This window comes from Chitinophaga sp. HK235, from assembly GCF_018255755.1.
In the GTDB taxonomy this organism is placed as follows: domain Bacteria; phylum Bacteroidota; class Bacteroidia; order Chitinophagales; family Chitinophagaceae; genus Chitinophaga.
In genome coordinates this window covers 3,162,343-3,183,673 of the sequence record NZ_CP073766.1, presented here as the reverse complement: position 1 = coordinate 3,183,673, position 21,331 = coordinate 3,162,343, and the positions used below count along the sequence as shown (strand labels likewise).

Here is a 21,331-nt window from a genome sequence, read left to right as displayed (position 1 = left end):
ATGAAAACAAGATGCGCCCTCATATTATGTTGCCTGTTAGTGGCCTTTGCCGCGCATGCCCAAACGGATGCCTGGAAGGAAGCACGCGCGCTTTTTGCCCGGTATGACGGACACGAACCCCTGTCATTCAAGGCAACTATCAGCATGTTCCCGGCTGCCCGGCCTCAGGAGATTACCGACCGGCAACAGGCAACCTATGCCCTGCAGCAACAGGAATACCATTGCCGTATCGGAACGATGGAACTGGTACGAAACAAACAATACTGGCTCACCATTGATCATGCCGACAAAACCATGCTGCTGGCAGGTACACATACCAAACAAGCACAAGCCGCTACAGCATTCGATCTGGCCACCCTCCTGGAAAGATTGCAGCAGGACAAGGTAAGCCTTGCCCTGAGCACAAGAGGCAATCAGAAAGTGCTGCAAATCACGGGTATGCCGGATCCCCGCCTGGTGAAATATGAATTCGTGTATGATCCACAGTCATTCCTGATCAAACAGATGACCATGGAGCTGGAGCAGGGTGAAGGTAAAGGTGCTCCTGAACGGGTGAAGATGCAGATGGATTACTACCAGTATGTTACCGGTAAAACAAACCCTGATACATTCTCTGAAAAAAAATATGTGTTGGTAAACGGGAAAAAGGCAACCCTTCAAACTGCCTATGCTTCCTATCAACTGATTAATCAATTATAAGCTTAACCCTATGTACCCTGTACTCTTTGGATATAAAAACATACTCCGGCTGGTTATAGCCCTTTGCTGGCTGTTGCTGTGCAGTACAGCTGCACGCGCCGGTGATGAACATTATCTCAATGTGCTGACCGGGAAGATCAAAGCCGGACAGACCTGTCAGGTAAAAGATGATAAATACGGCAACAGTACGCAGTGGCAGAAAATAGAGCGGGATATCTCGGTCAATAATATCATCACTTTTGAATTGCGTCATGATACATCCCTGTATTATTACGATAAACCATTCACCTGTGAACTGAACTACGATATCACCTATGAAGACAGGAATGGTGGCAGCCGCACCTATTCAGGATTGAAACTAAACCTGCAGTATGATACTGCCAAAGCCGTGCCCTACCAGGGAACAGCCATGTTTAAATTCAGCGGCGGACATAAGGTGACCATCAAAATTAATAGTATCAGTAGTCCTCAACTCGGTGGAGAAGATGACCTGCCGGCTGTTTTCCGGATACGCAATGAAATACAGATCAACCGCAGTTACCTTTTCAGTACAGCCAACAATGATGTGGCTCAGCATGCCTTCACCACTGCCCCCACCTTAGGCAAGCAGCTCAATATCAGCTGGGGCACAGGTGCAGACAGTTATGCCGGCGCAGAAATGTATGACCTGGAATATACTTTTTATGATGATTATAGTGATGTAGCTGACAGGATTAAAGCATTAAACAGCCCTGCCAATATTAATGCCGGCAACATTACAGTATCACAAGCCGAACTGGAAAGCTGGTTATTGCGCAACAGCACCCGCATCACTACCAGTGCTCCGTCCCATATGCTGAATATGGCCTATGGGAGCGGGTTCCTGTTATACAGGGTAAGAGGCGTGCGGATTAATCCATTGGACAATGAACGCCAGGAAACCTCCTGGAGTTATCAGGCCATCGGAGGGTCAGGAACAGCCAGTACGGTAGTACGATTGGATGCATCGCATGAGCCATCGCTCAACTGGCGGTACAGCGCTTCTTTCGCGGAAGAAGGAAAACGTAAGGAAATCATCACCTATTTTGATGGTACACTGCGCAACAGGCAACAGGTTACCCTGGATAATTCCAACAAACGTACTATCGTTCAGTCACCGGTATATGATGTGATGGGCCGTGCTACGGCTGCATTTCTTCCTGCTCCTGAAATGGATAGTTCCCTACATTTTTTCAGAAACTGGAATACAGCCAGTGATGGTACCAGTCCCTACAGCTTTCAACAACTGGGTACGGACACAACAGCCTGTATACCAATACCGCAACCGGCGGGTAATACCACTGGTGTATCCCGGTATTATTCTCCCAACAATCTACATACAAACGCCATTCACACCAAATATATCCCCGATGCGCAAGGATACCCTTTCAGTGTGACACAATTTACGGCTGATAATACCGGCCGTATAAGATTGCAGGGTAGTGTGGGGCCTGATCTGCAGCCCGGGAAGGGACATGAAGTACGTTACTTTTATGGTAAACCTTCACAGCTGGAGCTGGATCGCCTTTTCGGATCAGAGGCGGGGGATGCTTCTCACTATCTGAAAAATATGGTGGTGGATGCGAACGGACAGGTGAGTGTCACCTACGTCAATTCAGTTGGTAAAACTATTGCCTCAGCACTGGCAGGAAAAGCGCCAGACAATTTATATGCACTACCTTCACAGGCTGAAGCGCAGGCTCCTTTCACCGCAAACCTGGCCGACCGTTATAACACTACCCGCAGTACATCAGATTTTACCATCAATTCCAACAGTAGCCTGTTGATACCGTTGCCAGGTACTTATCACTTCAAATATTCCTATGACCCTGCAACCGTGATTACCAGCCCTTGTGAGAATAATATGCAGGATCTCTGCAGCGATGGTTATTATGATTTGTGGATTACCGTGAAAGATGAATGCGGAGCAGTGAAACATGAAGAGAAAATTGCAGCCAACCTCAGTGGTATTGAAACCAGTTGCGACCGCCGCCCGGGCCCGGTTAGCGGCACTTTTGATGCCGATCTGCCTATCGGCGAATATCAGACGAGCTTCCAGCTGCGTGTCAGCAAGGCTGCTGCTGAATATTATGATTCCGCTTATCTGAAGCAGCTGACCTGTATTCTCACGGAAGATGATTTTAAACGCAACTACATCGCCAACATGGACCTGCTTGGCTGTTTCGGTGAGGCTACTCCCTGCGCCGCTACCCTCGGTAGCAAGGCGTTGTTCACTACCCGCCTGCTCAATCTGATGCAGGAAAATGGCCTGCGTCCATTGTCTGCAGATACCGTGATGGCTGGCAGGATGTATGATTCCCTGTTGCTTAAATGTCAGCAGAATACCGTTGGCATGCCGGCTCCCTGTGCGGATGCTTACCTGCAGATAGTGGCTGATGTTACGCCTGGTGGTCAGTATGCTACCTATGATGACAATGCCCTGCAACAAAACAGCACTACCATATTTACAGAAAGAGATTTAAATGTGCTGACAAAGTATAAAGACATTACCACCTTTGTAGATGATAATGACAAGCTGGATTCCGTATACAACGATAACGGAGAGCTAAAAGCCCCCAAAGATCTTACAGAAGCAGAATTTATCCGCAACTGGAAACCCAGCTGGGCCAAGGCATTGATCCTCTTTCATCCGGAATATGGTTATTACCGCTGGTGTGAACTGACAGCCGTCAGCCGTCGTTTTGATGCTTCCCTGGAAGATATACATACAGGACAGGATGCAAGAAATGCCGGTTACTGGGATGGCAGCAATCCGCTGCTCCTCCTTCAGAAAGACGCTTTCTTCGCTGCAGGCGGGGCTGGTGCTTCTTCCTACAGTACCATGCAGAACAAGTTGCAGCAGTTCTCCCGTTATATCCGTAATGATGCTTCGCTGCCTGTAAGCAACGTATTACAGGTGATCAACTATATCGTGTACTGTGCAAAAGATACTACCGTAAAAGGATTTAATAACTGTGCAGGCCCGGCCAATTGTGCTGCCGGCAGAGATGAAGACCAGGAGTGGGAACTGTACCGCACTTTTTATCTGCAGCTCAAAACACCGCAGATGGAGATCGCGAGAGGTAATAGTCCGATAGACACCGTTCGCAATAGCCGTAACTGTTATATCGGTGGCGGACTGGTAAAAAATGATCCCAACCTGGGCAACAGCTACGGACAGGAAAATATTATCAACGGCCGGGTGAAAACCTGTCCGGATGATCCATTGACCGCAAAGTATGCTAATAAACACCGGCTGTTTGCAGAAGATATCCAGACGGAAGACTTCATGCAATCATTGTCAGCCCAGTCGCTGGCACGCATGAGCGACAGCATCAAACAAATCAATGATGCCGCCCTCTATGAAAACTGCCACAAGAATTGCCTGGCCCAGGCTGATTCCTGGATGCAGGCCCTGAAAGGCTGTCAGCAGCTGGTTATCGGTAACGACTCTACGAAATACAAACAACTACAAGCCGGTCTGGTCGCTGTATGTGAAAAAGGCTGTGATATGAGTCATATCTTCGGTGCCAGCACCATCAGTCCTGATAGTACCAATGTGGATCGCACTTTTGAAGATGTGATGAATAGAGTCCTCGGACCTGGAGCTATCAATAGCTCCTGCACAGCGCTGCTGATCAACTATCCGGCTACCTACGAAACAGCTACACAGGAATATGTGTCCCGCGACAGCTGTACCTGTGAGAAGATCACCGCTTTCTATGATCAGTATAAACAAACAGCTTATGGTGTTTCTACTGCAGGTTTCCTGCGCTGGCTGCAACAGAAATTCGGATCTTCCTTTGTGATGACCACCGAACAATTGGACATCCTCTTACGTAAGTGTGTGGCAGGCGATTGTGTTACCCCTTCGCAGATGGCGTTCCCATTACCTTATGCCCTCACTTGTAAAACCTGTGCATCCTGTGAAGTGGTACAGGGCAAGGTGATGGAGTTCCAGCGCTTGTATCCTGCATTGACAACGGCAGATAATAATTACGAAACGCTGCTAACTAATTACCTTAACAAAAAGCTGAATTTTAATCTCAGCTATGGTGAATACTATGAGTTTATCGGAAGATGTAGTGGTAAGTTGGGCGAGGTACCGGTGACCAATATCTCCTGCGAAGCTTTTACCAAAGCTTATCAGCAATTCTCGCTGCTGCAGCCGGATTATTATGCTAACCCCAACGGTAACACGCATATGGCTGATAGTTTCAAAGTATATCTGCGGGACTGGATGAATATTGTATTCAGCAAACAGCTGCGTTATGAAGATTACGCTTCCATGGCCGCCAACTGCAACCTGCCGATGAATATTCCGCATGATAGTGTGCCTCCGGTGTGTGCAGGTTCTCCATCCACTGTTACCTGTGTTCCCGGTGTAATGGATTGTTGTGCACTGGAGACCTATCTCGGAAATTTTAAATACGTATTCCCGGTTCGGGCCAATGCGCGCTTACTGGCGTACTACTTCCGTATGCAGGCATCGCAGTGGTGTGCTCCTAAAGGTATTCCGGTGATAGATCCTCTGTCATCCTATGCCAGCATCACTAACTTTTATAACCACTTGTCGGTGCCACATGAAACAGTGATTGATGTGGTGGATGATGTGGCAAACTATACCAGCAACAATAATACTTCCTGCAATCTCCCCGGTATCAACTTCGGAGATGGTGGCAGTGGCCTGGTGTATGCGGATTACATGCTCTGCAACCGTCCGCTTTCACCGGTATTGCAACCGGATACCATACCGTGTATGCGTACCCGTATGGATATGGCGTTGATCAATGCTTCGCTGTCATACAGTACTTACCGGGATTCTGTATTGAAGGACTTCCAGGATATCTATCTGACCAAGTGTTTGTCTGTACAACCGCAGATGACAGTTTCCGGTACCCTGGTAGAATATCATTACACTTTATATTATTATGATCAGGCAGGCAATCTGGTGAAAACCATCCCGCCCAAAGGTGTTAAATTACTGACCGAAGATCAACTGGATGCTGTACGCAGAGACCGTCCGTATAACATCGCAGAATGTTACCAGACGGTAGATACACTCAGTTTTAAAGGCAACGGGGCCTACATTCCTTACCCCACCTGGATGACAGGAGCCTATAAACCGTATTCCATAGAAACCTGGGTGAACCGGGAAGCAGGGCATGATCAGGGTATCTTCTCAGATAATATCGCAGTCAGCGCACCATCCCGTTTCATCGACAGTACCTATACGATCCCTGCATTCAATGGAGAAAAAGGGGTGAGCTGCTTTACCCGTGGTAACCAGCTGGTGTTCCGCAGTGGCAGACATATACCTTTCTGGTGGCCTTATCCCATCTTTGAACAGGTGGAAGGTGTGGCTGCAGTACCATTGTCCACCTTATTGCCGGCTGGCACCTGGTCACATATTGTGATAACAGGTACCGGCAATCCGCTGAAACCGTTTTCTGTAGTGATCAATGGAAGGGCTATCCCTGTACAATATGATACCACGCACGCTTACCTTGGTGGTGCGTTAACTGAACAAGGTACCAAACAATTCCGCTTCGGAGCCGCCCTCGTAAAAGGCAGCTGGCAGTACTGGCAGGGATATATTAAACAGTTACGCATATACGATCGTTTCGTAAATTATGCGGAAGCCTGGATGAACTACAACAACATCTGTCTGAACCCCCGTAATGATGCAGGTCTGCGTAGCTGGCTGCCCATGAATGAAGGAATGGGTAGTCTGCTGCATGACCGGGTGACTGAACAGGATATTGTACTGGAAGGCGCACCGGGATATAGTTGGATACGAAATCATAATCCGGTGCTGGTGAAACATGATATGCCTACGACGTATGCTTATAATACACTAGATGGCGTTGTGCGTCAGAGCAGTCCGGATGGTGGTGTGTTCAGATCCTGGTATGACCGGTTGGGTAGATCTGTGGCATCCCAGAATGCGGAACAACTCAGACCGTTGAACGGAGGAGAAGCCAATCGTTATAGTTATTCCCTTTATGATCCCCTTGGCCGGCTTATAGAAACAGGAGAGAAAGGTGGTAGTCCGATTACCAGTATTAATACCCTGGATACGCTGGCACTTGCTTCCTGGATGCAGCAGGGTAGCAGATCTCAAATAGTGAAAACATTTTATGATTTTCCTTTACCAGGACTTGGACTATTGCAGGAGAATACCCGTAAGCGGGTAACAGCGGCTACTGTTGATGAAGATGGAGATGGGCAAGATGATAACGCTACCTATTACAGCTATGATCTGATGGGTAATGTGAAAACCCTATGGCAATACCAGCGACAGCTTGAATTAGCGAAGGTAGGGCAAGGTCTGAAACGGATGGATTATGATTATGACCTCATTGCAGGGAAAGTAAATAAGCTGTTTTATCAAAAAGGACAACCTGATCAGTTTGTTTATCGCTATTTATATGATGCTGAAAATAAGGTAGTAGCTGCCCTGAGTAGCCGTGATAACATGATATGGCAGCAGGACGCATCGTATTGGTATTATCTGCATGGGCAGTTGGCAAGGACGGAACTGGGTGAGCATAAAGTACAGGGATTAGATTATGCTTATACATTGCAGGGTTGGTTAAAGGGGATTAACGCAGCAGCCCTGGATGGAAACGATATGGGTGGGGATGGACTCTCAGGAAATCATAGTCAGATCGCCAAAGATGTATTGGGGTTTGTACTCGGCTTTAATGGAAGCGACTATACACCTATAGGAACGACAAATGCTGTGGCTTTTAATATGCCATATAATTCAGGCTCTTCGTTGGGTACCGGCAACCCTCTCTTTAATGGAAATATCAGTTATTCAACGCTGGCACTTAGTAATATTGCTGCTGCAAAAACAGCTGGTTATACTTACGGATACGACCAGTTAAACCGACTGAAAGAAGTTAGGCAACATACATTAGTTCCCGGACAGGCATGGAACTCTGGCAGTGCTGCAGAAAACTATAAGGAAAGTCTCAGTTATGACGCCAATGGAAATATCCTGAATTATTTTCGTAATGCAGTAGGCGCAATGGATGACCTTTCCTATCATTATAAAAAAGATAATAATGTGCTAACGAGTGTATCCGATGCTGTTAGTAATAACCAGTATACCGAAGATCTGAAGAGTCAGCAGCCGGACAACTATAATTATGATGCAATTGGAAATCTGATACGGGATAAAAGCGAGGGAATTGAGAAGATCGGTTGGACATTATATGGAAAAATCAGGAATGTTATCGGAAAAAATGCAGTCAACTATTCCTATGATCCGGCTGGAAATAGAGCCAGGAAACAATCCAGCGATTCCAGTGTTTTTTATATCCGTGATATAACGGGTAATCTGTTAGCGGTTTATAAGCAGAGCGGGGGACAATTTACCTGGGAGGAACAACACCTGTATGGTAATAAACGTTTAGGCATCTGGTCTTATGGATCTGCATTACCAGCGCGTTTAATGTATCCGCTAAATGCAGGTGATACCCTAAGCGATATTTATCTCGCAGGGTCACGTAAATATGAAGTTATTAATCATCTCGCCAATGTGCTGGCAGTTCTTAGTGATAAGAAGACAGGTGTATCGGCTAACGGAAAGGATATAGACTATTATACAGCTCAGCCATTGTCTCAACAAGATTATTATGCATTTGGAATGTTGCAGCCAGGACGTAAATACAATCTGGAAAATTATAGGTATGGGTTTAATGGTAAAGAGAATGATAATGAGGTAAAGGGTGAAGGTAATCAGCAGGATTACGGAATGAGAATTTATGATCCCAGGATTGGGAAATTCTTAAGTGTAGACCCACTAGCAAAACAATATCCTGAATTAACACCGTATCAGTTTGCCAGCAATAGTCCCATTTCAGGTGTAGATTTGGATGGGTTAGAATTTTATTATTCACTGGACGGAAAGTTTCTTGGCCAGGGAGGTGATCCCAAAAATATGGAAGTCAGATTGGCTAAGCTCTCAGACGTTTTGACAAGTACGGGAAAACAAATATTTCTGGGTGTGGATAAAAATGGGGCCTACGCTACTCAATGGACGGTAGTAAGTAAAGATCATAATACATTTCAGCAACTGGCTGCTTTCGGTTATAATGAAAATACCTCAAATGCGAAAGCGCAACAGGCTACCCAAAATATAATGATGTACCGGGCAAAAAATGATGAGGATAATTTACAAGGGGTAATGGGGAAAATGGCAGGTCGTGGGGTTGGAGCTACTCATGCAAAAAGAATGGATTCTAAAAACGATAAAAGAGGCATTTATACACATTATAGAGAATTTATGAAGAAGTCCCTGGATGAAAGAAATGCGATAACAGGAATGCAATCTGCTAATGGTAGTGCAATCAAGGCCCTTTTTGGCAATGATATAACAAACGGTGCCACCTATGAGAAAGGGCTTGATTTCTTTTATTCTGGCATTAATCCGAAATCAGGAGAACAATATCCTGATTATCTTGACTATTACAACAATGGATTTAAGTGGGCTGATACCGGTACATTTGAAGGTACTTATACACCTAGCAATCTTGCTGATCATGAAGGTGTTCAGTCCGGAGGATATAAGTACATTGGTACCGCCAGCTTTAGTGGAAATACATTTTTGAAGGATAATCCGGATTTTAAGCCCAAATCTCAAAATAAACAAAAGCAAAAGGAAACGAAAACAAAGAAACCGTAATAAGATTTAGCTATGAAAATGGTCCAATTTATTAGTATCTGTATTGTTTTTGTTACCGCCTGTAACAATCATCCTTTGAAGAACAATTCAGCTGGTGTTGACAGGAGCAATAACATGACAGGGGGAGTAGACAGATACGCAGGAAAAGATTCGTTTACAATAAGTGCTGCACAATTTCCTGAATATTTGCACAGTCAATATGTATATGATTCTGCCATTGAAAAGAGCATTCCTGCAATTGCTCGTCCCTATAAGAAGGTGGTCAGAGATCAGATAAAGACAGGTGTCATATTTTCGAGTGAAAAGTATAAAGTTACCTATGAGTTGGATGAGTACAAGAAATCAGATTCGGCTGTAGTAAAGCTCTATGTTAATGACAAGATAGTTCCATTCTATGATCCGGAAACCAATCTTGAAGAGCCAGAGTCTATGGACATAGAATTTATTCCGAATTCCAAGATATTACTTTACGATTGGCCGGAGAGAAAATTTATCATGATTACTGGTTTCGCTCGTGATGCGCAAAGCTGGTATAGAGGGGTATTGTATAGTATACTGATTGATATTTCAGCGAATCCGATGAAAGCTTTTTTGTTAGGAACATACGAAGTGCCTGGTGATTATTACTTCAAGCTGAATAAAACAAACGGTCAATTGACTTTTTTATCTGCAATACCATTTTTCGGAGAAAAAGGAAAGGTGGATAGCCTGACAATTAGTGTAGGTAGAATTTCGAAATAACATAAAATCAGTCTAAACCCTATATCATGAAAAAATTTTTTCTTTCCATTGTATGCCTCCTGATGGGTATCGCATCCTATGCGCAGCACATCTACCAGATACGCGCAGACAGTGTGCGGATCTACAATACCTGCGATACAGCGGAACTGATCCTGGAGAACCATACCCAGGACACATTGGGTTTCCTCTTCAACAAATGGAAGGGACGGACCGAATTTCGTAAGCTCCGGCTGGTGCCGGTAGGAGATACAGCAGTGGCATTACCCGGCCAGGATACTCTTTCCCTGCGTGCACTCATGTGGTCGGGTGGACTGTCCCGCGGCCTCATTATTACCGGGGATGCGGATTACCTCATCCCCCGGGAAGTAGGCGTGGTAGTACTCCGTGATATTACACTCAGCAGAAAGATAACACTGCCCGCTCCGGAGAGTAACCGTAACCGTGAGATCGTGATCCTCGATAAAACCACCGGCAACTACCGCTGGTGGGTGAAAGGTGCTTTTGTGCCCCGCGATATGAAAGGCACACCGCCTTATCTGGCTAAAGACAGTCTGACCATCAGCAAGGGTGATAAACTGATTCTCTTTTCAGATGGTAATAAATGGTACGACCTGAATGTATGCGCAGCGGGCGCCAACAAAGCCCCTACTGTGAATGCAGGCAAGGATACCACGTTGCCGGCAGGTTCTACACAAACCACCATGAATGGCTCCGTGACACCGGGTTCCAGCAACTACTACACTTCTATCTGGACCGTTATATCACAACCATCCGGATCACCGAAAGTAAATTTTGCCGATAGCTCCAAAGTAAACACCGGCGTATCTAACCTCACCGGTGGCAGTTATGTCTTTGTGATCACCGTTACCGACCAGCTGGGACTGACAGCTAAAGATACCGTTAAAGTACTGGTGCCGATGCCTTCGCAGATGTTCTCCAGTGGTGGTCCTAATGATAACGTGTACGATACTACGAACGGGAACAAAACATGGGTATATCTGCCGGATGGTTACGATCCTAACAGCAACCCGGCTTACCCGCTGATCATCTTCCTGCATGGCGGTGGTGAAAATGGTACCGATATCAGTAAGGTGTTGAATCCTTTTGGAGGGCTGCCCATATACCTGTATAACAAAAGCTTCCCGATGCAATCCGTCGTGATTGCGCCACAATCACCCACACCGAACTGGTCCAAAGAATCAATAAAGGCTGCATATGATTATGCGGTGAAGAACTACCATGTGGATGTGGACAGGGTGTATGTGACCGGTCTGTCTTTTGGTGGTGGCGCATCCTGTCTGGCAGTAGCTTCCTATCCTTCCCTGTTTGCGGCTTATATTTCTATATCACCTACTGACAATGATCTGCAAAGAAATGGTATCATCGCCAAAAATATAGGTGCTTATTATGTACAGGATTTTATTGATCCTTATGTGCCTTCCACTATCACCTGGGATTGTATCAACACCATCAACAGCGCCAGTCCTAAAGGACTTTATCCGCCACAGATAAAGATGCTCACCATCGGTGATCACGAACCAACTATCTGGAACCAGACAGTATACGATAAAACAAAGGCCTCTTTTGATTTTGAAAAGGACTTTTTGTTGTTATACAACCGTAAACCGGAATTGGCAGCAGCCAACTTTGTCACCAGGGCAGAAGAGAAGGAAGACTATACCGAATACAGCAAAGCCCTGATCCTGGTGCAGAAACTTCCGGCTTCAGCGGATAAAACAACGCTGGAACAACGTTTGCGTGTACTGTTGCAAAGGCTCACGGAATACTATCGCTATTACGTGATCGATCCGGGCGTAGCTTCCAATACACCGGTACCTAACACCAATAAGATCACTGATAACACACCAGGTGCCATCATTAATGGACTGAAGGATATCAAAGGAAGCACCTATCCACTCAGCTTTAAGGTGGTAAGCGCCAGTGTACCTACCAACTTCGACGACGGCCTGGACAACGATTACATGGGGCTCGACCATAGCATCTACAGAGACGGTGCTGTGATTGATGCTACAGGTGCCACCTATGCCTTTGGCGGCTTGTCAGATAATTCCGGCTATGATATAAGGATTTATCATGCCAACAGAAACACTGATAAGACTACTTCTTCCGCACTTACTGCAACAGTCAACGGCGCGAATGTAAGCTCCGGTTATGCGGCCTGGAATACCAATGATTATGTTGATGTGACCAACGTGAAATCCACCGGCGGCGTCATCAACCTGACACTGAAATCAAGATCGCTGTCAAACCTGCCGGCAGGCCAGTCAGCCATAGTGGCTATTGTGCTGAAAGAAAAACCGGGATCTCAGCCAGGAAACAGAGCACAGTTTAATTTCAGTAAAACACCGCAGAATGTTCCGGGTTGGACTAGTGCCTACGGTAATTTCACCCAGAATGTACAGGTGTTTACAGACAACCCCACCGGCTGGGTACTCAGTACTGTCAGCACGGCCAACTGGGGTACGTTCTACCAGGGATACGCTGCTGATGATAACGGTATGAGCACTGGTGACTTCAGCACTGATTTCCCTGCGGATGTGGTACGTAGCCATGTGATGAATGGTTTCATGAAGTTTGATGGTTCCAACTACGGCCTGGAAATAAAAGGCAGCAACGGCCAGGGTTTACCAGCTGGTAAATACCAGGTGAAACTGATCTCCTCCATAAAATCTTCTGTGGACCGGAAAGGACAAGCCTTTGTGAATGTGAAATTCGGAGGTAGAAGCAACCAGCTGCAATATGTGTATCCGACGGATAATACAAACAACTATGTCACCTTCAACGGGCAGATTCAGGCAGGGGAAACGATCAAGGTCAGCATCAACCGTGCTGATAATAACTACTCTGACGTTGCATTTATATCAGGATTGATTATCGAGAAAATTAATTAGTTATGAAGAAGATATTATTGCTTCATGTACTGATAGCCCTGTTCTTATCCGTTAAAGCGCAGCGGGTACATAAAATCAGCGCCGACAGCGTGTTACTGACCGGTGATTGCTGCGGTACTGAGTTGATCCTGGAAAACAAAACCAGTAAAATCAACGGCTTTCTGAAGAATAACGGTAAGGGGCGTACGTCGTTTGCTAAACTGCAGCTGGTGACGGTGGGCGACAGCGCTATCGCTATACCCGGCCAGGACACCCTGCAGATCCGGGATGTATGGTGGCTGGGAAATATGACCAGAGGGCTGGTCATCGCACCGGATACTAACTACCTCGTACCGGCCAGCATCCGCGTAGTGCTGCTGCCCGATATCTCACAGCCACGGCAGATCACACTGCCGGCACCGGAACAAAACAAAAACCGCGAAATCGTGATCGTCGATAAAACAAGCGGCAGCAACCGCTGGAAAATAAGCGGTGCTTTTGTAAACAGAGGTGTGAACGGCACGCCTCCGTATACAGCAGAAAACAATCTGACTGTAGGTCAGGGTGATAAACTGATGTTGGTGAGTGATGGGGTGAAGTGGTACAACACGCAGGTCTGTTGCGGAATGTAAAATAGTCATCGACAAAAAAGCTGGCCGGCATAACGGCCAGCTTTTTTTGTTGCTGCTCATTTTTTTCTGATTCGAATAGAGCATTGATGATTATTGTTATGAATATCAATATTATATAGTTTAGATTTTTTGTTTTCCTATTATCCATTTTTTCCGTGTTCGAGTAGCCGTATCCGATACATCCAAATATCTTTGTGCCCTGTTTTTAAAAACACACACATTGATTTATGAGAGCATTACCTACTGCTTGTCTCTTTTCACTTTTAATCGGTTCGGTTTTAAATGGATACACACAGGATACTTCGCCACAAGGGAAGAAAACGGTACCCGGAGACAGCCTCTGGAACATATCCCTGCAGGATGTAACGGTTACTTCCAATGGCTTAAACAATAAGATTAAAAATCTGGCGAGTACGGTCAATATCGTTAACAACCGGCAGATCAAAGAACTGGGTATCCAGTCAGTAGGCGATGCCATCCGCCTGATCCCCGGTGCCAATTATCAGGATGAAGATGGTCGCGGGTTAAAGCCGGGAATAGGATTGCGCGGCCTTGACCCTGGCAGAAACGGGTATGTGGTGGTACTGGTAGATGGAAAAATCCCATTAGGACAAAGCTATGGCCAGCTGGGAGCCTATTATATGTTGCCCATTGCTTCACTGGAGCGGATTGAAGTGATCAAAGGTGCTTCACCGGTATTGTATGGTGCCGGTTCCATCGGCGGTGTCATCAACCTGATTACAAAAAAAGGGCAGGGGAAACCCAATGCAGAAGCCAGTATTGAAGCAGGCAGCTATAACTATTTAAATGCGAATGCATCTGCATACGGGGATAACGGTAAGTTTAATTATTATGTCAACTACAACCGCCGGCAGGGTAATGGCTTCCGTACCAGCAGGTCTGCTTTTAATACCAACGATGTTACCTTTCGGGTAGGCGCCAAACTGGATTCTACCAACGAGCTTTCCGTTTCCGGAAATGTTTATACAGAAGATGCTGAAACACCGGGAGGCCTTTCCGAACTGCAGTACAAAGACAACTACCGGCAAAGTGTCAACCCATTCGATCACTTCTACGCGCAGCGTTATTCCACGGCTATCACCTATAAGAAAACCCTGGATGCTACCAATACACTTTCCCTGTCTGTTTTTGCCAACTATTTTAAACGTAACTGGTGGTATGATACCAAACGGGATAAAAAATCCATCCTGGGAGATCTGAGGGACATCTTCACCGGTGGTGCTGTATTGGAGTATAACCGTACCAATAAGTTGTTTGGGTTGGATAATTCATTGATCGTAGGGCTGAAATACCTGGGAGACCAGACCAATAGCATAAAGGTGATGGGAGATGATCCGCTGCAACATATCGGCAAAACTACCTTCTCTACCACCATTCCTACCAACGTAATGGAAGGTTATATACAGAATGAGATACATTTCTCTGATAAGTTGAGCTTTACTCCGGGTTTACGGTATACCGCTATCAACTATGGGCAGAGCGATTATATGACCGGTCAGAAGTTGTCTACTGAGACCAGTGTTTTCATATATTCCTTCGGGTTATTGTACAAACCGGTAGAAAGATTCAGGGTTTATTCCACTGTTTCCAAAGGTTACAATCCTCCGGTTTTGTATGCCGCTTTAGATCCGGGCACTGTTAAAGATGGTCACAGCCTGGGAGCTGAAACATCCAACAACTATGAAGTGGGTATCCGTACTACGCCGGTAAACTGGCTGGACCTGAGCCTGAGTGGGTATATACTGGACTTTAACCATAAACTGACGGAAGAAGGCGGCGTTTTCTCTAATGCTGGTAAAGCTATGCACAAGGGTATTGAGTTTGAACTGAATGTACTGCCTTTTAAAGGTATGCGCTTATATACTACCGGTGCTTTACAACGTGCTACTTTCGAAGAGGGAGCCAATAAGGGAAACCTGTTGCCCTATGCGCCACAGCAATTGCTGACGATAGGAGCCAAATATCAGACCCGTGTCGGTGCAGGTGAGTTGATTGTAAATGCCTGGAATACCTTTACCGGAAAACAGTATAATGATGCGCTGAATACAGAGGAGCCATCTGCAGATGGAGGCAATGGCGCCATTCCTTCCTATAATTTGCTGAACCTCTCACTGAATTATAACTGGCATAACTGGGGTGTAAGCCTGACTGCCAACAATCTGCTGAATGAGCGGTATTTCACCCACCGTTATGATTTCTGGGGCGGTCTTTTCCCCGGGACACCAACTACGGTGAATGTGGGCCTGTCTTACCGTATTCACCGGTAAACGGTATCATCCACTGAACATCAACATTTTTCCGGGAGATGATTTTTCCGGAAAAATGTTGATGTTCATTAATTGAGCATCCTGTATTCGTTGGGTGTATGCCCTACCCGTTGTTTGAATAAACGGCTGAAATGCTGAGGATATTTAAATCCCAGTTCATAGGCAATTTCACTAACCGATTTGTTGATGTCGAAGATCCTTTCCTTGGCCACATCTATCAGTTTGGCCTGTATATATTCCTGCGCAGATTTACCGGTCTCTTTTTTAATTAAATCGCCAAAGTAATTGGAAGAAAGATTCAGCTGGCCGGCACAATATCCTACAGAAGGCAAACCTATTGTCTGAGGTTTGTCTGAAAGAAAATACTCATTAAGCAGCTGTTCGAACCGTGCTAAAATACCCTTGTGTTCATTGTCACGGGTGAGGAACTGCCGGTCATAAAAACGCTGGCAATAATTGAGGAAGAGCTCAATATTGGTAACGATCAGTGTTTTACTATGTTTGTCGATAGCATGCCTGAGTTCAAAATCAATTTTTGAAAAGCAGTCCAGCACGGTTTGTCTCTCCCGCTCAGACAGATGCAGCGCCTCATGCACATCATAGGAAAAAAACGTATAGTCATTCATGTGACGACCCAGTGAAGTACCCCTAAGCAGATCAGGATGAAAGACCAATGCATGACCCTTAGGCTGGTAATATGGACCATGATTACATTCAATTTTGATCACCTGTCCAGGAGCCAGAAACACCAGGGTTCCTTCCTGATAATCGTAAAAATGACGCCCATACCGGATATCACCACACTTTACATCTTTAAGAAAGACGGTGTAAAACCCCATGTTAATATGGGCAGGAGGCCGGAGGCCCGCGTTCGAAAAATCTACCACACTTACCAGCGGGTGCAGGGTTTCATGATTGTTGTAGTCGTTGTACTGACTGACGTGATCAAATCTCACTATTTTATCCATAAGCGACTGTTAAATCTGATTCAAAGATACTGCTTCCACGGCGGTTTAGATGGCTCATATCCACGTACCAGTGATTTTGGTAGGGAATACAGTAATCCGGATAATAACACATTAAAAAGCAGCCGGGATCTTTGCACAGTCATCGGCAGTTCGGGCCTGCCGGGGAACAAAGCATTAAAACAAATTGTTAATTATTTCAACGAAGAACGGGCAGGAGGGCCTGGCACCTTAATACAACAAGAGATATCAGTATCCGAAAAGGAAAACAGGTACACGGCAGCCGGCCTGAACAGATCAGCACTACAGTGGAAGGCACTTTAAAACGGCTGAAGACGGATGATTGCGTACAACAAGCTAAATCAGCAAAAATGGAAACAACGGAAAACGGAAACGCCATTTTCCCCAAAGGGGAAAAAGCGCCGGCTGACTACTTCACCGGTACAGCCTGGGTGAAAATCCTGGTACCACAGGATGAAACGGGTACCTATTCCATTGGTGACGTGGTATTTGAGCCAGGCTGCCGAAACAACTGGCATACACATCCGGCAGGACAGATTCTGCTGGTAACAGCGGGAAAAGGGTATTATCAGGAAAAAGGCAAACCAGCCAGACTACTGACCCAAGGCGATGTGGTGGTGATACCTTCCGGCATAGTGCACTGGCATGGCGCCACACGCGACAGCGGTTTCACACATATAGCGATAACCAACATCACCAAAGATGGCGCCGTAAAATGGCTGGAACGTGTAACGGATGAAGAATACGATCGGGTACATCAAACCATGGACGATGATCCGCCTCCGGAAGTGAAACTAACGGAAACGGCTATACACAATCATAAAATGTTATTCCCGCATGATGTGTCGAAGTTAAAGGAAACAGATCCTGAGCTGATAGAAGTGTTTGACAATTTTGCTTATGATGAAGTCGTGAGTTATGGCAACCTCGACACCAGAACCAGGATGATAGTGATTGTAGCGTCTACCATTGCCTGTCAGGCTCTCAGCGAATTTACCTTCATGGCCAACGGCGCCCTGAATGCCGGTGTAACACCTGTGGAACTGAAAGAGATCGTATATCAGGCAGTCCCTTATGTGGGCATTGCCAAAGTATTGGATTTTATTCATGCCACCAATGAGATCCTGCAAAGAAGAGGGGTAGCATTGCCATTGGACGGACAAACGACTACCAGCCGGGAAAACCGCCAGGAGAAAGGATTGCTAGTACAGCGTTCCATCTTCGGTGACCGCATTGATAAAATGTATCAGGAAGCACCGAAAGACCAGCTGCATATTCAGCAATATCTTTCCGCCAATTGTTTTGGCGATTATATCACCCGTAAAGGATTGGATTTAAAAACAAGAGAGCTGATCACCTATGCGATGCTCATTTCGCTGGGCGGAGTGGAAGCGCAGGTACAAGGGCATATCCGCGGTAATGTAAATGTAGGTAATGATAAAGCCACCCTGTTGGGCGTTACCACACAACTATTGCCCTATATCGGTTATCCGAGGACGCTCAATGCCCTCCAATGTTTAAACGAAGTAATACCGGATTAAAATAACAAGCAATGGAAAAATTTAAAGTAAAAGCTTTTGGCACGGAGGCCGCCGATGCTCCATTAAAAGAAATCGTTATTGAACGCAGGGAAGTGACGCCGAAAGATGTGGAAATGGATATTTTATTTTGCGGTGTGTGCCACTCTGACCTGCATGTAGCCCGTAATGACTGGGGCGGTACTATTTATCCCGCTGTTCCCGGCCACGAAATTGTAGGCAGGGTAACCAAAGTCGGTGATGCAGTCTCCAAAGTCAAAGTGGGAGATCTGGTGGCAGTGGGCTGTCTGGTCGATTCCTGCAGGGAATGTGAAAACTGCAAACAGGATCTGGAACAGTATTGTATTCCCGGTTTCACCCTCACTTACAACGGCCCCGACAAACACCTGGGAACATCAACCTATGGAGGTTATTCTGAAAAGGTGACTGTAGATGAGCACTTTGTATTAAAAGTACCTGAGAACTTGGACCCGGCCGGCACGGCTCCTTTGCTGTGTGCGGGTATTACTACCTGGTCTCCGTTGAAACATTGGAAGGCTGGCTCCGGCAGTAATGTGGCGGTTGTCGGTTTGGGTGGTCTCGGACATATGGCCATCAAACTAGCCAAAGCCCTGGGTGCACATGTTACGCTCTTCTCCAGATCTCCGAATAAGGAAAAGGATGCGCTGGAACTGGGAGCAGACCAGGTGGTTATTTCTACAGATGATACACAGATGGAACGGGTGAAAGGAAAGTTTGATTTAATTATTGATACTGTTCCTTATGTGCATGATGTGAATCATTATATGTCTACGCTGAGAGTGAGTGGTACCCTGGTGCTGGTAGGTTTCTTCGGTAATCTGGAAGAGATGATCGATACAGCGCCTATGATCCTGGGCAGAAAGGCGATAGCCGGTTCTGTGATAGGGGGCATCGCTGAAACGCAGGAGATGCTTGATTTCTGTGGCAAGCATAATATCACTGCAGATATTGAAGTGATTAAAATGCAGGATATTAATGAAGCCTATGAGCGGATGTTAAAAAGTGATGTACATTATCGGTTTGTGGTCGATATGTCTTCTCTGAAAAACTAACAGGAGGTGGCCATTGGCCACCTTTTTCTTTATGATGATGACCGGCCAGACAGAGATGTATCGCTTCTGCCAGTTATCAGCGAAAAGGCACCAGTTAAACAATTATTCGTTCGATCTCCGATATTTCCTGTTTGAACGCGCAGGGAGATTTCGATTTTTTACTATTTTAGTGTTGCCTGGAATGGTAATTTAGTGGTGCCAAAGCCATAGTTCATGCCGATCACCAATATCACCCCAAAATCTTTATTCAAGAATAGCAATACATGGAACAGATTTAGATTGATATATTCGAGTATGCCTGGTTGCAGTGGATAGCCATGCATAAACCCCAAAAGGAAATCAATACAGCCCCAAATGCCGGAAGTCCTATCGGTTTTCTCTGGCGGATATACTATTAAAATAACTGTCACAAAACGCCATGAAACAATTTTTTAGAAGACAATAGCATGTAAGCACCTGGCTTATTCCCATAATTAAACCACATCGTAGCAAAAGCGGGTGGTTGGTGGGAATCGTATGGCCGGTCCTTTCAGGAATACCTGTTTTAAAAAACGGGGAGGCAGGCCATTGCTGCAAACAAACTAACAAATCAACTTCAATCAATACTAAAAACAAATCTAGCATGAAACAGTTATCACATGTAACCATGTTTTTTTTAGCGCTGCTGCTGATATGGGCAGGCTGTAAAAAAGGAGATCAGGGACCTGTTGGTCCGCAAGGAGTGCAGGGAATACAGGGGCCTGCAGGGAGTAAGATTTACAGCGGCAATGGTGCGCCGGCAGCCAACATTGGTGCAAATGGTGATTTTTATCTGGATCTTTCCAGCTCAAAATTTTATGGCCCCAAAGCTGAAGGTTGGGGTACACCTATCAGCCTGATGGGGGCAACTGGTGCAACCGGAGCTACTGGTGCTACTGGTGCTACTGGTGCAGCCGGCAGTCAGATTCTCAGCGGAACAGGTGCTCCTGCTGCTGCATTGGGTAACAATGGAGATTATTACCTGGATAAATCTTCCTACAACCTGTATGGTCCTAAAACAGGCGGTGCATGGGGTGCGGCCTTGTCATTGCAGGGTCCTGCCGGCCCTCAAGGTCCTGTTGGTCCGCAAGGCCCCGCCGGCACAGCTAATGTGATCTATTCCACCTGGGTATATGCTACCTATTTCCGGGATACTACCATAGACGCTTCCAGCGTGAAGGCAGCTAATGTATTAGCCCCAGGCCTTTCCAGTGCCATTCTCAATTCAGGAACGGTGCTGGTTTATTTTACCTTTGGCGCAGGGAATTTTACGCTGCCCTATACCAGTAATGCTGGTGGTAAACCCAATACCATTGCTTATATTCCGCAGTTAGGTAAAATACTCATTACCCGTTTTACACACGACAACAGCAATACTATTAATTTAAGTACGTTGTTGCAGTACCGTTATATCCTTATCCCTGGTGGTGTGGCCGATAGCAGAGCTACACCACATCCTGATTACAATGATTATACTGCGGTATGCAGATATTATGGCATTCCTGAGTAACCGACACCGCTATCATTTCAAAAAAAATGGCTGTCTTCACCGGCAGCCATTTTTTTTGTGTTAATATTTTTGATCATTTTTTGTAAAAAAAAACTAGAATACTTAACAGCTGTAAATAACGCTGTAACCTTTTACTGTACTGTGTTTTGTAGAATGTGTAAATTCATCTGCAGCATTACACGGGTTAATTTTAGCAAAGAAGTGGTTAATTATAATGTAAGCTGCTGCCATTATGTAGCCTA

The 21,331-nt window shown here is 45.8% G+C and carries 10 protein-coding genes; 9 read left to right on the top strand and 1 reads right to left on the bottom strand.

What is annotated here, in order from left to right; all coding sequences use genetic code 11:
* The 6 genes from KD145_RS11075 to KD145_RS11050 all read left to right on the top strand — a co-directional run bounded on the left by KD145_RS11075 (window position 1) and on the right by KD145_RS11050 (window position 15,964).
* Window positions 1-699 carry a hypothetical protein gene (locus KD145_RS11075; protein ID WP_212005942.1) on the top strand — a complete coding sequence of 233 codons (699 nt, stop codon included), beginning with the start codon at window positions 1-3 and terminating at the stop codon, window positions 697-699.
* A 10-nt stretch (window positions 700-709) separates the two neighbouring features.
* Window positions 710-9,412, top strand: a complete 8,703-nt coding sequence (locus KD145_RS11070) for an RHS repeat-associated core domain-containing protein (protein WP_212005941.1) — start codon at window positions 710-712, stop codon at window positions 9,410-9,412.
* Between the two features lie 12 nt (window positions 9,413-9,424).
* Window positions 9,425-10,153: a hypothetical protein gene (locus KD145_RS11065; protein ID WP_212005940.1), complete on the top strand. Its 729-nt coding sequence runs from the start codon at window positions 9,425-9,427 to the stop codon at window positions 10,151-10,153.
* 26 nt (window positions 10,154-10,179) lie between these two features.
* Window positions 10,180-13,065 carry a prolyl oligopeptidase family serine peptidase gene (locus KD145_RS11060; protein WP_212005939.1) on the top strand — a complete coding sequence of 962 codons (2,886 nt, stop codon included), beginning with the start codon at window positions 10,180-10,182 and terminating at the stop codon, window positions 13,063-13,065.
* A gap of 2 nt (window positions 13,066-13,067) precedes the next feature.
* Window positions 13,068-13,676, top strand: coding sequence for a hypothetical protein (locus KD145_RS11055; RefSeq protein WP_212005938.1), 609 nt, complete (start codon window positions 13,068-13,070; stop codon window positions 13,674-13,676).
* Between the two features lie 227 nt (window positions 13,677-13,903).
* Window positions 13,904-15,964, top strand: a complete 2,061-nt coding sequence (locus tag KD145_RS11050; RefSeq protein ID WP_212005937.1) for a TonB-dependent siderophore receptor — start codon at window positions 13,904-13,906, stop codon at window positions 15,962-15,964.
* Between the two features lie 68 nt (window positions 15,965-16,032).
* Here the strand turns inward: KD145_RS11050 and KD145_RS11045 are convergent, their stop codons facing one another.
* Window positions 16,033-16,932, bottom strand: a complete 900-nt coding sequence (locus KD145_RS11045; RefSeq protein ID WP_212005936.1) for an AraC family transcriptional regulator — start codon at window positions 16,930-16,932, stop codon at window positions 16,033-16,035.
* Window positions 16,933-17,300: 368 nt separating this feature from the next.
* On the opposite strand from KD145_RS11045, the gene KD145_RS11040 reads away from it, so the two are divergent.
* The 3 genes from KD145_RS11040 (at window position 17,301) to KD145_RS11030 (ending at window position 21,089) form a co-directional block, all read left to right on the top strand.
* Window positions 17,301-18,491 (top strand): carboxymuconolactone decarboxylase family protein, encoded by a 1,191-nt coding sequence (locus KD145_RS11040; RefSeq protein WP_212005935.1) that lies wholly within the window; start codon window positions 17,301-17,303, stop codon window positions 18,489-18,491.
* 11 nt (window positions 18,492-18,502) lie between these two features.
* Window positions 18,503-19,561, top strand: coding sequence for an NAD(P)-dependent alcohol dehydrogenase (locus KD145_RS11035; protein ID WP_212005934.1), 1,059 nt, complete (start codon window positions 18,503-18,505; stop codon window positions 19,559-19,561).
* 622 nt (window positions 19,562-20,183) lie between these two features.
* A complete protein-coding gene (locus KD145_RS11030) occupies window positions 20,184-21,089 on the top strand; it encodes a hypothetical protein (protein WP_212005933.1) in 906 nt (301 codons plus the stop codon).
* The last annotated feature ends 242 nt before the right edge of the window (window positions 21,090-21,331 follow it).

Excerpts from the sequence above, each read along its gene's own strand:
- KD145_RS11075 (WP_212005942.1), top strand. The coding sequence starts at position 1 with ATGAAAACAAGATGCGCCCTCATATTATGTTGCCTGTTAGTGGCCTTT.
- KD145_RS11070 (WP_212005941.1), top strand. The coding sequence starts at position 710 with ATGTACCCTGTACTCTTTGGATATAAAAACATACTCCGGCTGGTTATA.
- KD145_RS11065 (WP_212005940.1), top strand. The coding sequence starts at position 9,425 with ATGAAAATGGTCCAATTTATTAGTATCTGTATTGTTTTTGTTACCGCC.
- KD145_RS11060 (WP_212005939.1), top strand. The coding sequence starts at position 10,180 with ATGAAAAAATTTTTTCTTTCCATTGTATGCCTCCTGATGGGTATCGCA.
- KD145_RS11055 (WP_212005938.1), top strand. The coding sequence starts at position 13,068 with ATGAAGAAGATATTATTGCTTCATGTACTGATAGCCCTGTTCTTATCC.
- KD145_RS11050 (WP_212005937.1), top strand. The coding sequence starts at position 13,904 with ATGAGAGCATTACCTACTGCTTGTCTCTTTTCACTTTTAATCGGTTCG.
- KD145_RS11045 (WP_212005936.1), bottom strand. The coding sequence starts at position 16,932 with ATGGATAAAATAGTGAGATTTGATCACGTCAGTCAGTACAACGACTAC.
- KD145_RS11040 (WP_212005935.1), top strand. The coding sequence starts at position 17,301 with ATGGAAACAACGGAAAACGGAAACGCCATTTTCCCCAAAGGGGAAAAA.
- KD145_RS11035 (WP_212005934.1), top strand. The coding sequence starts at position 18,503 with ATGGAAAAATTTAAAGTAAAAGCTTTTGGCACGGAGGCCGCCGATGCT.
- KD145_RS11030 (WP_212005933.1), top strand. The coding sequence starts at position 20,184 with ATGAAACAGTTATCACATGTAACCATGTTTTTTTTAGCGCTGCTGCTG.